We start from the raw sequence: 12,200 nt of genomic DNA on the forward strand, positions 1-12,200 counted from the left end.
GCCCGCGAAGAGGCCGGTGCAGGCAAACACTTTCCCAAACACCCTACGCCAGCCCTGTAAGGGCCTGGCGCCTATTCGCCTGCGTGCTCCACCGTATTCCGAGGACATGATGTCTAGAACACCGCTTTTCGCCCTGCCCCTGGCCTGCCTGCTCACCCCGTTCGCCGACGCTGCTGCAACCACCGAAGACCAACGCCTGGACACTGTCACGGTGATCTCCACTGGCATGCGTGGCAACCAGCGCACCGTCGCCGACAGCCCGGCCCCCATCGACGTGATCAGCAACGAACAGTTGCTGCGCACCGGCCGCGCCGAGCTGTCCGAGGCCATTTCCAAACTGCTGCCCTCGTTCAACTTCGGCACCAACATCGCCGGTTTCCAGTCTGGCGTGCGGCCGCTGAGCAACCGCGGCCTGGGCCCGGCCTACACCTTGGTACTGGTCAATGGCAAACGCCGCCACAACAGCGCCGTGCCGGCCAGCGGCTCGACGGACAACAGCGGTGCCAACGCCGTGGATATCGACATGATCCCGGTCAGCGCGGTGTCGCACATCGAAGTCCTCAAAGACAGCGCGGCGGCTCAGTACGGCTCGGATGCGGTAGCCGGGGTGATCAACATCATCCTCAAAAGCGCCAGCAGTGGCGGCCATTACGAAAGCAGCTATGGCCAGCTGTACAGCGGCCAGGGCGAAACCATCAAGCTGGCTGGCGACCAGGGTTTCGGCCTGGGTGACGGCGGTTTCCTGCACCTGTCGGGGGAGGCACGCAAGCGCGGCACCGCCAACTGGATCGACAAAGCCGACCCTGGTTACCGGGCCTACTTCGAGGACGACCGCCAGGCCGCCTGGGACCACCGCGCTGTGAAGAACGGCGACCCCGACCTGCGCGCCTTCAACCTCGGTTACAACGCCGAACTGCCCATCAGCGACGACCTGAAACTGTATTCGTTCGCCACCTATGCCGAGCGCAAGCTCGAAGCCTTCAACAACTATCGACTGCCCAACAGCAACGCCTCGATCCCCGAGTTGTTCCCCGACGGGTACTTCCCGCTCAACAACATCAAAGACACCGACTACCAGTGGCTGCTCGGCACCCGGGGTGCCGCCGGTGCCTGGGACTGGGACCTGTCCACCACGTACGGGCGCAACAAGAACCAGCAGTCCAGCGACCTCACCATCAACCCTACCTACGGCCCGGCCTCGCCAACCTCGTTCGATGACCTGGCGACTTTGCAGTTCGACCAGTGGGTAAACAACCTGGACATCACCCGCGCTTTTGATCGCGTGTTTGGCCTGGCCGTACCAACCCGCGTCTCGGCGGGCCTGGAACACCGTTGGGAGCGCTTCCAGACCTTCGCCGGCGACCCCGTCGCCTACGGCGTCGGGCCCTACACTTACCCGGCCACCCTGGCCGACGGGCGCCCCAACCCGCTCTATGCGCTGGCCAACGGCCAGACCGCCGTGGGCGCCCAGGCTGCGCTGACCATCCGCCCGGAAGACGAGGCCGATGTGAAGCGCAACAACTATGCCGCCTACATCGACCTCGGCCTGGACCTGACCCCGCGCTGGTACCTGGGCACCGCCGCGCGCGTCGAGCACTACGACGACAACTCGGGCAACACCGCCAGCTTCAAGCTCAATTCACGCTATGAACTGAGCGAAACCGTGGCAATCCGCGGCACTTTGGGCAGCGGTTTCCGTGCCCCGTCGCTGACCCAGAGCGGCTATACGGTCAGCGACAACCGCACCGCGCTGGACGCTGACGGCAATGTGGTGCCGGCCTTGCGCCGCACCGTGGCGCCTGGCAGTGCCGCGGCGCTGGCATTCGGCGGCGACAAGCTCGACCCGGAGAAATCGCGCAACGCCGGCCTGGGCCTGACCTGGCAACCGGCGCGCCGTACCAGTGTCACCCTGGACACCTACCTGATCGACATCGACGACCGCATCCTGTTGACCGAAAACCTCTACGACCGGCAGAACGGTGCCGGTGCCATTGGCGATATGCTCCAAGCACTGGGCCTGGCACGCACCACCTGGATCAACTACTACACCAATGCCTTCGACACCCGTACCCGCGGCCTCGACCTGGTAGGTGACCACACCAGCGAATTCGGTGCCTGGGGCGATGTGCGCTGGACCTTGGGCTTCAACTGGAACAAGACCACTGTGCGCGGCAGCCGGGGCACGCCCGCTGCCCTGGCGGCAGCCGGTATCGAGGTGGTCGGCCATGGCCGCGAAGGTGACCTGGTGGCGGCCTCGCCGAAAACCAAATGGGTACTGGGCAGTCAGTGGTTGCTGGGTAGCTTCACCGGCACCTTGCAGACCACCCGCTACGGCAAGGTCGAAACCTGGCAGCAGAATCAGGCCCAGGACCGCACCTTCGGCGCCAAGTGGATTACCGACCTGGACCTGTCGTACCTGCTGTTCGACAGCTTGACCGTCAGCCTGGGCGGCACCAACATCTTCAATGTACGGCCCGACAAGAACGGCGTGTACAACGCCAACGGCAACCAGGCGGCCTACGGCAACCCGCCGTTTCATCCAGGTGGCGGGTACTGGTACACCAAGTTGGCGTATGACTTCTGAAAACATCCTTTGGGTTTAGCGCGGACCTCAGTGGGAGCGGGCAAGCCCGCGAATCAGGCAGATGCGGTGGATGGCACCGGCTTTGCCGGTGTTCGCGGGCGAGCCCGCGCCCACAATGATTGGGCAAACTTTCACCCTGAGCACGGCAGTCACTCGCACACATGGCAATTGACGCAAACCCCGCCCCATGCTCTCCTTATGCCTCACGTTCAGGTGCCCCCCAGGGGGTGAAACGGGAAACCGGTGCGTCGCAGGCCCTCCATCAGGGCCGGACAAGCCCGGTGCTGCCCCCGCAACGGTAAGCGAGTGAAGCGTCTGTGCCACTATGCCTTGTAGTCCGGCATGGGAAGGTGACGCTTTTCAGGAGCCCTGCTCCTCCTCGCAAGCCCGGAGACCGGCCTGGCGTTCATGAACACCCCGCGGTGGGCGGGCGCTGTTGCATTCCCCTGGGCGGCCACGCATCAGGGATGCCGCGCTTGCCCGTTGCCCACAAAAAGCAGAGGAACGCGTCATGCCCGTCACCAGCGCCAAGCCACACAGCCTTGCCACCCCCGTCACCCTCAGCCAGCGCATCGTCATTGCCGTTGGCGCAAGCCTGCTGGGCCTGTGCCTGGTGTACTTCGCCGGTTTCTCGCACATCGAGGCCGTGCACAACGCCGCTCACGACACCCGCCACAGCGCCGCCTTCCCCTGCCACTGAGTACGCCTGATGATCACGCGCATTGCCCGTACCGCGGGCTTCAGCGGGCTGCTTGCGGCCCTGCTGCTGACCCTGCTGCAAAGCTTCTGGGTCGCCCCGCTGATTCTTGAGGCGGAAACCTACGAATCCTCGGCCCCGGCCGCACACCACGAACATGGCGGCGAAGTGGCCGCCCATGAGCACAGCGCCGACGCCTGGTCGCCGGAAGACGGCTGGCAGCGGGTGCTGTCCACCACCGGTGGCAACCTGGTGGTTGCGGTCGGCTTCGCCCTGATCCTCGCCGCCCTCTACAGCCTGCGCGAACCGCAGCGTGCCGGCACCGGTGTGCTGTGGGGCCTGGCCGGTTTCGCCGTGTTCTGTCTGGCGCCAACGTTGGGGCTGCCACCGGAACTGCCCGGCACCGCTGCCGCCGACCTGGGGCAACGCCAGGCCTGGTGGATTGGCACGGCCAGCGCCACCGCCCTTGGCCTGGCCTTGCTGGTGTTCGCCCGGCACTGGCTGTTGAAGGCGCTGGGCGCCGTGTTGTTGATAATCCCCCATGTGATCGGCGCGCCACAGCCCGACGTGCATGAAAGCCTGGCCCCCGCAGCACTGGAGACTCAGTTCAAGATGGCCTCCTGGCTGACCAACGCTGCATTCTGGGTGGCCTTGGGCCTGCTCAGTGCATGGCTGTTCCGCCGTTCCAGCCAGGCCTGATGCCGGCCTTCTACGCCGGCTTCGGCTGCCGCCGAGGTTGCCCGGTGGATACATTGCAAACCCTGCTGCACCAAGCCTTGGCTAGCCAGGGCCTGGTGCTTGCCGACCTGCGCGGCATTGCCAGCATCAGCCTCAAGGCCGACGAACCCGGCTTGCAGCAACTGGCCGAACGCCTTGGCTTGCCCTTGGTGCTGTACCATAGCGCACAACTGCAAGCCTTTGAGCCGCTGCTCAGCCACCGCTCTGCCACAGCCCATGCCCACAGCGGCTGCTGGGGCGTGGCCGAGAGCGCGGCACTGGCGTTGGCCAGCCAGCGGCCCGGCTGCACCGCCGGGTTACTGCTGACCCGCCAGGTACTGGGCCCGGCGACCCTCGCCCTGGCCTGCTGAACATTTCGCTCCTCTTTCCTGCAAGGACTTTCCATGACGGTGTACTTCATCGGTGCCGGCCCCGGCGACCCTGAACTGATCACGGTCAAAGGCCAACGGCTGATTCGCCAGTGCCCAGTGATCATCTATGCCGGCTCACTGGTACCTGCTGCCGTGCTCGAAGGCCACAAGGCCCAGATCGTGATCAACAGTGCCGAGCTGCACCTGGAACAGATCATCGCCGCCATGCGCAGCGCGCACGAACAAGGCCAGGACGTGGCCCGTGTACACAGCGGCGACCCCAGCCTGTACGGCGCCATCGGTGAACAGATCCGCCACCTGCAGGCGCTGGGCATCGATTACCAGATCATCCCCGGGGTCACCGCCACGGCGGCCAGCGCGGCGCTACTTGGCTGCGAACTGACCCTGCCACAGGTGGCGCAGACGGTGATACTCACTCGCTATGGCGACAGTTCACCCATGCCACCTGGGGAGCAACTGGGCGACCTGGCGCGCCACGGCAGCACCTTGGCGATTCACCTCGGGGTCAAACACCTCTCGCGGATCGTCGAAGAACTGCTGCCGCACTACGGTGCGCACTGCCCGGTGGCGGTGGTACATCGTGCCACCTGGCCGGACCAGGACTGGGTGCGCGGCACCCTTGGCGATATCGTCGAACGCGTCGCAGCCAAAGATTTTCGCCGCACGGCGCTGATCCTGGTAGGCCATGTGCTAGGGGATACCCCCTTCGCCGAATCGGCCTTGTACCGTGCCGGGCATGCCCACCTGTACCGCCCTGGGGACTGAGCATTGCCAGTATTGCCGCCCGCGTAGCAGACTCCGGGTTCCCGCCTGCGAACAGGAGTCACGCCCATGCTGGAATTACGCCCCAACTGCGAGTGCTGCGATACTGACCTGCCGGGCGACAGCCCCGATGCGCTGATCTGCTCCTTCGAATGCACCTTCTGCCGTGCCTGCGCCGACACACGCCTGCAAGGCCGCTGCCCGAACTGTGCCGGCCAGCTGGTGCCCCGGCCGACGCGTGTCGGTCAGGCGCTGGCCAATAACCCCGCCGCCACCCAGCGTGTGAACAAAGCGCACGCCACCTGCGCCTGACGCCCTTCCAAACAGACATCGCCGCTTTCTCGGGGTGATGTCTTTCACGCTTCTTGTAGGATTTTTCCACAACAAGCACGCGGATTATCAACACTTCTATACTCGGCATTACCAAACTTCGGGATTGGTCGTATCTTGCAGCGCTTCCGATTAACCCACTTGCAGACGTATTCCGGAGTGATCCAGGAAGCGGACCACATCCCGACAGGAGTTTTCCACATGACAACCGTGCTGATCGTCGACGACCACCCCATTGTCCGACTGTCCTTGCGCCTACTGCTCGAGCGTGAACGCTTTCATGTTGTCGGTGAGGTGGGTAACGGCAGCGAAGTGGCTCAGGTAGCCCGCGATCTGCGCCCCGATGTAGTCGTGCTCGATATTGGCCTGCCCGGTCTGGATGGCATGGAAGTGATCAAACGCCTGCAAAGCCTTGAGCCGGTGCCCAAGATCATGGTGCTGACGGGCCAAGCCACTGACCTGTACGTACGGCGTTGCCTGGATGCCGGCATCGGCGCCTTCGTCACCAAGGAAGAAGACCACGAAGCACTGCTGTTCGCCCTCAAGGCGCTGGTCAAAGGCTATTCGACCTTCCCGCAAATGTCGGTCAACAGCAACTCGCTGGAAAGCGAACCGGTGCGCCTTGCCAGCCTGTCGAACCGTGAAATGGAGGTGCTGCGGCGCCTGGCGCGCGGTGAAAACAACAAGAATATCGGTACCCGCATGAATCTGAGTGCCAAGACCATCAGCACCTACCGAGGCCGGATCATGGAAAAGCTCAAAACCGAATCTCTGGTCGAGATGGTCGACCTGGCCAAACGCAACAGCGTCTACTGAGCGTTCGGCCGCCATGAAGCGCCTGCTGGCGTGCATGCTCCTGGCCATCGGCCTGGCCGCCCCCACCGCGCTGCTGGCCCGCAGCGAAGCTCGGCAACTGCTGGCGCGCTCTGTCAGCGCAGCAGCCCCACTGCAACTGTCCAGCGAAGACCGGGCCTGGCTGCAGCGACGTCAATACCTGGTGCTAGGCAGTTCGCGGCCCGACTATCCACCGTTCGAATTGAACGCCAGCCAACAGGACTACGAAGGGATCAGTGCAGACTACGCAGGTATCATTGCCGAACTGCTGGGCATACACGTCGAGGTGCGCCGATTCGATAGCCGCCACGAAGCCATCGCCGCGTTGCGGGAGGGCAGTATTGACCTTCTGGGCAGCTCCAATGCCTTCGAGGCGGCAGATGCCGAGCTTGAACTGAGCACGCCGTATGCAGACGACCTGCCGGTCATCGTCACACGCGAGGGGAGCAGCCTGAAGAACCAACCCGACCTCGCCGGCTTGCGCCTGGCCATGGTCGATCACTACCTGCCGGCCAGCACCGTACGCGGTCTGTATCCAAAAGCGCAGTTAAGCTTGTACCGCTCGACCCTTGCCGGGTTGGCAGCCGTCGATCTGGGCGAGGCCGATGCGTACCTGGGCGATGCCATCAGCACCGACTTCACGATTGGCAAGAACTATCAAGGCACGCTGAGAATCGACCACTTCTGTCAGGTTCCGGCTGGCGCATTTGCATTTGCCTTGGCCAGCGACAACCCTCGCTTGCATCGGCTGGTCGACATGGCGCTGGCCCGCATAAGCGAAAGCGAGCGCCTTAACATCCTGCGCCGCTGGAGCAGTGGCAACACCAGCCTGCTGTTGCAGCGCCACCTCACTGACTTGAGCAGCGAAGAAAAAGCCTGGATCGCAGCCCACCCCTACATCGATGTATTGGTCAACACTTCGCTGGCGCCATTGACGTTCAACGACGCCGAACACCGCCCAACCGGCATCACCCTTGACCTGCTGAAACAGATTTCATTGCGTACCGGGCTACAGTTCCGCCCGGTCGAAAGCGATTCGGCGCAGGCGATGGTCGAGCGCCTGGTCCGCGGCGATGCACACATGATCGGCGCCCTGGGCTACGGCGCGGAGCGCTCGAAACAGCTGCGCTATACCCGCCCCTACCTGGTCAGCCCACGCGTACTGGTTACGCGCAGCGACAGCACTTACCCCGCACAAACCAAAACGCTGGATGGCCAGCGCATCGCTTTGGTACGCGGCTCGCCGCAGAGGGCACTGCTGCAACAGCGCTATCCGCAAGCCAGGCTGGTCGAAGTGGACAACCCGCTCGGCCTCATGGAGGCCCTGGCCGGCGGGGCTGCCGATGTGGCCCTTGCCAGCCACATCAATGCCGCCTACTACATCAGCCATGTTTTCAAGGGCCGCTTGCGCATCGCCAGCGTACTGGATGAAGACCCGGCCATTGCGGCCTTCGCCGTGGCTGCGGACCAGCCGCAGCTCCAGGCCATTCTCGACAAGGCGCTGCTGAGCATTCCACCCGAAGAGCTCGACCAGCTGGCCAATCGCTGGCGCACCAGCACCCTGGTCAGCGACAGCGCTTGGCGCGATTACCGCACACTGGCCTTGCAGGTACTGGTGTTGTCGGCCCTGCTGCTGGCAGGCGTGGTGTTCTGGAACAGCTACCTGCGCAAACTGATCAATCAGCGCACCGAGGCCCAACACGCGCTGCAAGCTCAGCTGGCCCTGAGCCGAGGCCTGCTCGAACAGCTGCGTCAGGCAAAGGACGACGCCGAACAAGCCAGTCAAACCAAAAGTACCTTCCTGGCCACCATGAGCCATGAAATCCGCACCCCGATGAATGCCGTGATCGGCCTGCTGGAGTTGGCCCTGGAAGACAGCCGCGAGGGCCGTTGCGACGCCCAGACCCTGCAGACTGCCCATGACTCGGCCATCGGCCTGCTTGAACTGATTGGCGATATTCTGGACATTTCCCGCATCGAGTCCGGGCACATCACCCTGCAACCGGTGCCCACAAACCTGGTCGAACTGGTACGCGCTACCGTGCGGGTTTTCGAGGGCAACGCCCGGGCCAAAGGCTTGCTTCTGCACGCTGAGCTGCCTGCCGGGCCGGTCTGGGTGCTGGCAGACCCGCTGCGACTCAAACAGATCCTGTCCAACCTGATCAGCAACGCCATCAAATTCACCGACCGCGGCGAGGTCCAGGCCAGCTTGCTGACGCCCCCAGCCGATGGGCAAAGCCGCCTGCCAGTTGAACTGTCTGTGCGCGACACCGGCATCGGCATCAGCCCACTTGATCAGGCCCGGCTGTTCCACGCCTTCGTTCAGGCTGACGGCCCGCGAACCCACCAAGGGGCGGGCCTGGGATTGGTCATCAGCCGCACCTTTGCCGAACTGATGGGTGGCAGCTTGAGCCTGCAAAGCGTCGAAGGCGTTGGCACCAAGGTACAGGTCAGCCTGCAATTGCCAACCTGCCCAGCACCAGAGCCCGCACAGCAACTGGACCCGGTAGCGGAACGCAGCACTGGCCCGTTGGAAATCCTGGTTGTCGACGACTACCCGGCCAACCTTCTATTGCTGGAGCGGCAACTGCACACCTTGGGCCATCACGTGACCTTGGCAGACAACGGCCAGATTGCCCTGGAGCGCTGGCAGGCAGCGCGTTTCGACCTGGTGATCACCGATTGCAGCATGCCGGTCATGGACGGCCACGAACTCACCCGTCGCATTCGCAGCCTTGAAGCCGAACGCGACCTGCCGGCGTGCCAGATCCTCGGCGTGACTGCCAATGCCCAGGCCGAAGAGCGTGACCGTTGCCTGGCCAGCGGCATGGACGAGTGCCTGTTCAAGCCGATCGGCCTGCACACACTCAAGGCCCATCTCCCCCAGGCCCGCGGCGCCCAAGAAACGCCACTGCACAGTAGCGGCTTCAACCTGGCTGAGTTGCGCCACCTCACCCAGGACGACAAGCAACTGACGCGTCATCTGCTGGAACAGCTGTCGATCAGCGTTGGCGAGGACCTGACCGCCTTGCGGGCGCTGGCGCCCGGGGCCGCCGATGAGGACGTGCGTACCCTGGCTCACCGAATCAAGGGTGGCGCGAAGATGATCAGGGTGCGCGGCGTGGTGAAGGATTGCGAAGCCATCGAGAACGCTCATGCGCGGGGCCTGCCAACGGCTGTCGAACGTGAACGGCTGCAAATCAGCCTGCAGGCCCTGCTGAACGAACTGAAGGATGCGCTCAATGCAATTGCAACGTCGAGCTGATCTGGCTGATCGCATCCACCACGTGCCGTGAGCCCTGCTGGATTTCCATGATCACCGTACCGGCCTCATTGGCCAGCGCAACCCCATGACCGGTGCGGGTCAAACTCGATTGCATGCTGGCCACCGCCAGCAGTGACAGGTCGTGGTTCTGCCGTACAACGTCGACGATTTCCAGGGTTGCCTTGCTGGTCCGCGCCGCCAGGTTGCGCACCTCGTCGGCTACCACGGCAAAACCTCGCCCGTGCTCACCGGCGCGGGCCGCCTCGATGGCCGCATTCAGGGCCAACAGGTTGGTCTGGTCGGCAATTCCACGTATGGTCAGCACGATCTGACCGATTACATCCGATTGCTTGCTGACCGCGTCGATGCTGCGGGCAGCGTCGTTCAGCTCATGGGAAATCTGCTCGATTACCTGCACCGTCTGCTGTACCACCTCGGTGCCCTTGCGCGCGCAGGCATCGGTCTGCATGGAACTGGCATGGGCGGCATCGGCGGCGGTTTGCTGCGTGCTGACCTGGCGGGTGATGTCACTGGCGAACTTCACCACTTTGTACAAGCGGCCCTTGCTGTCGAATATCGGGTTGTAAGAGGCCTCCAGATAGACCATCTGGCCCTGCTTGTTGATGCGCTCGAAGCGGTGCGAATGGTACTCGCCGCGGTTGAGCGATGCCCAGAACTCGCGGTACTCAGCCGACTCGCGCTCCTGCGGCAGGCAAAACAGCCCGTGATGGCGGCCGACTACCTCGTCCAGGCGATAGCCCATGGTATCGAGGAAGTTCTGGTTGGCCTTGATCACGCGGCCTTGCGGGGTGAACTCGATCACCGCCATGGAGCGGCTGATGGCCTTGAGCAGGCTCTCGCTCTCGTGCTCCAGCACCACCCGCTGGCTGATGTCCGCTGCCACCTTGATCACACTGGTGACTTGGCGGTGCTCATCCAGCACCGGCATGTAACTGGCCTCCAACCAGACCTCACGGCCGGCCTTGTCGAGGCGTTCGAATGTACCGCTGATGGCCTTGCCTTGGCCCAATTCGCGCCACAATTGTTGGTATTCGGCACTTTGCGCGTAGCCCGGCTCGCAAAACACCCGGTGATGCTTGCCACGCAGTTCGTCGGCGCTATAGCCCATGGCCTGGCAGAAACGCTCGTTGGCATCGAGGATGGTGCCATCCGGGGCGAACTCGATCATCGCCATCGAACGGCTGATCGCCGCCAATTTGGCTTGCGTGCCGCTCAAGGCCTGGTGAGTGCGCTGGATCTCAACCAAATCGGATTTGCGATGGAAATCGAACATGACGCCGGGCTCCTTTATGCGCGGTGTCCTGAGCATAGATCGCCGTTGGCGCCGTGCAAGCACAGTGCTATCACTTTAGGATTACTACATTAATAGGACAGAACGGCTGCACAGCTACGGGCTCCCGCTACGAACTCTCGCGCACCATCAGCTCAAAGCCCAGATCCTGCTGCGTATCCGCCACCCGCTTGCCATCGAGCAACGCCAGCAGCGCCTGCGCCGCGCCACGCCCAACGGCTGCCCGGGGCGTGCGAATCGAGGTCAGGCGCGGCACCATGTGGGCCGACGCCGGCAAGTCGTTGAACCCCACCATCGCCACCTGGCGGGGCACTTCCACCCCTTGGCGCAATGCCTGCAGCACCGCCCCCTGCGCCAGGTCGTCGTTGCAGAAGAAGATACCGTCGACATCTGGCGCCTGCTGCAGCAACTGGCTGAACAGCACACTGCCCAGGGCAATGGATGAAGGCTGCGGCGCCAGTACCTCCAGCTCGGCCGCCTGCAAACCGGCCTCAGCCAACGCCTGGCGGAAACCTTCGGCCCGCTGCATCACCCGTGGGTCGAGCTGCGCGGCAATGAACGCCAGGCGTTTGCGCCCGCGCTCGATCAAGTGCCGGGCCGCGGCGCGCCCGGCCTGCTGCTGCGAAAAACCGACCGACAATGCCCCTGGCTCGCCATTGAGTTCCATCATGTGCACACACGGCACACCGCTGGCGGTCAACATCTGCCGCGCCGCGTCGCTGCGCTCGAAACCGGTCAACAGCATGCCGCAGGGCTGGTAGGCCAGGTAATTACGGATCAGGTTTTCTTCTTCGGCAAGGTCGTAGTGATAGTTGCCGATCAGCACCTCGAGCCCACGGGGGCGCATGACCTCGTGAATGGCTTCCAGGGTGTCGATGAACAGCTGGTTGGACAGCGACGGGATCAACACCACCACCGACTGGCTGCGAGCCGAGGCCAAGGCGCGGGCTGCCGGGTTGGCCACATAGCCCAGGCTCGCCGCTGCAGCGACGACCTTCTCGACCAGCTCTGGCGCAACCGTGCTGACCCCGCGCAAGGCGCGCGAAGCGGTGATGGGGGAAACCCCGGAAAGCCTGGCAACTTCTGCCAGGGTTGGACGACCTGTAGTACGGGAGCCGGTGCGGGTCATGGATGTTGTAATTTTACTACTTGCAAGGAGAGGGAACGGCCACTAAGGTAGCGCTGTCTCAGGACGCAGGCAATGTAATCTTTGGCGGCAGCCACCGCGCGCTCGCTACCAAGCGTCCATACTGCGTAAGGACAAGACCAATAACACCGGGGAGGTGGCTGTTCGTCGGCGACGAGAC

10 protein-coding genes, 1 pseudogene and 1 riboswitch are annotated in these 12,200 nt (G+C 63.7%); of the genes and pseudogenes, 8 read left to right on the plus strand and 3 right to left on the minus strand.

Annotated features, from left to right (window positions below; all coding sequences use genetic code 11):
* Positions 1 to 109 precede the first annotated feature (109 nt).
* The 8 genes from CKW35_RS25255 to CKW35_RS25290 all read left to right on the plus strand — a co-directional run bounded on the left by CKW35_RS25255 (position 110) and on the right by CKW35_RS25290 (position 9,581).
* Positions 110 to 2,584, plus strand: a complete 2,475-nt coding sequence (locus tag CKW35_RS25255; RefSeq protein ID WP_095117178.1) for a TonB-dependent siderophore receptor — start codon at positions 110 to 112, stop codon at positions 2,582 to 2,584.
* Positions 2,585 to 2,778: 194 nt separating this feature from the next.
* Positions 2,779 to 3,002: riboswitch (cobalamin riboswitch) on the plus strand.
* Positions 3,003 to 3,095: 93 nt separating this feature from the next.
* Positions 3,096 to 3,284 carry a CbtB domain-containing protein gene (locus CKW35_RS25260; protein WP_016486728.1) on the plus strand — a complete coding sequence of 63 codons (189 nt, stop codon included), beginning with the start codon at positions 3,096 to 3,098 and terminating at the stop codon, positions 3,282 to 3,284.
* Positions 3,285 to 3,293: 9 nt separating this feature from the next.
* Positions 3,294 to 3,980: a CbtA family protein gene (locus CKW35_RS25265; protein ID WP_016486727.1), complete on the plus strand. Its 687-nt coding sequence runs from the start codon at positions 3,294 to 3,296 to the stop codon at positions 3,978 to 3,980.
* Positions 3,980 to 4,369: a cobalamin biosynthesis protein gene (locus CKW35_RS25270; RefSeq protein ID WP_024717644.1), complete on the plus strand. Its 390-nt coding sequence runs from the start codon at positions 3,980 to 3,982 to the stop codon at positions 4,367 to 4,369. Before CKW35_RS25265 ends, CKW35_RS25270 begins: the two co-directional genes overlap by 1 nt.
* Positions 4,370 to 4,402: 33 nt before the next feature.
* On the plus strand, positions 4,403 to 5,155 hold the full coding sequence (gene cobM / locus CKW35_RS25275; RefSeq protein WP_016486725.1) for a precorrin-4 C(11)-methyltransferase: 753 nt from the start codon (positions 4,403 to 4,405) through the stop codon (positions 5,153 to 5,155).
* Positions 5,156 to 5,221: 66 nt separating this feature from the next.
* Positions 5,222 to 5,464 (plus strand): DUF1272 domain-containing protein, encoded by a 243-nt coding sequence (locus tag CKW35_RS25280; RefSeq protein WP_016486724.1) that lies wholly within the window; start codon positions 5,222 to 5,224, stop codon positions 5,462 to 5,464.
* Between the two features lie 219 nt (positions 5,465 to 5,683).
* Positions 5,684 to 6,298: a response regulator transcription factor gene (locus tag CKW35_RS25285; RefSeq protein ID WP_016486723.1), complete on the plus strand. Its 615-nt coding sequence runs from the start codon at positions 5,684 to 5,686 to the stop codon at positions 6,296 to 6,298.
* A gap of 13 nt (positions 6,299 to 6,311) precedes the next feature.
* Complete coding sequence (locus tag CKW35_RS25290) at positions 6,312 to 9,581, plus strand: transporter substrate-binding domain-containing protein (RefSeq protein ID WP_095117124.1); 3,270 nt, start codon at positions 6,312 to 6,314, stop codon at positions 9,579 to 9,581.
* Here the strand turns inward: CKW35_RS25290 and CKW35_RS28965 are convergent.
* The 3 genes and pseudogenes from CKW35_RS28965 to CKW35_RS25300 all read right to left on the minus strand — a co-directional run bounded on the left by CKW35_RS28965 (position 9,556) and on the right by CKW35_RS25300 (position 12,022).
* The gene (locus CKW35_RS28965) at positions 9,556 to 10,050 is read right to left on the minus strand and encodes a methyl-accepting chemotaxis protein (protein WP_371262262.1); all 495 of its coding nucleotides are present in this window, start codon (positions 10,048 to 10,050) and stop codon (positions 9,556 to 9,558) included. The two genes, CKW35_RS25290 and CKW35_RS28965, sit on opposite strands and share 26 nt — an antisense overlap.
* A gap of 42 nt (positions 10,051 to 10,092) precedes the next feature.
* Positions 10,093 to 10,911, minus strand: a pseudogene (locus CKW35_RS28970) (PAS domain-containing protein); the annotation flags it as partial.
* A gap of 91 nt (positions 10,912 to 11,002) precedes the next feature.
* Positions 11,003 to 12,022 (minus strand): LacI family DNA-binding transcriptional regulator, encoded by a 1,020-nt coding sequence (locus tag CKW35_RS25300; protein ID WP_016486720.1) that lies wholly within the window; start codon positions 12,020 to 12,022, stop codon positions 11,003 to 11,005.
* Positions 12,023 to 12,200 lie beyond the last annotated feature (178 nt).

The sequence above is a fragment of the Pseudomonas sp. Irchel 3F3 genome (assembly GCF_900187545.1).
GTDB classification, from domain to species: Bacteria; Pseudomonadota; Gammaproteobacteria; order Pseudomonadales; family Pseudomonadaceae; genus Aquipseudomonas; species Aquipseudomonas fortuita.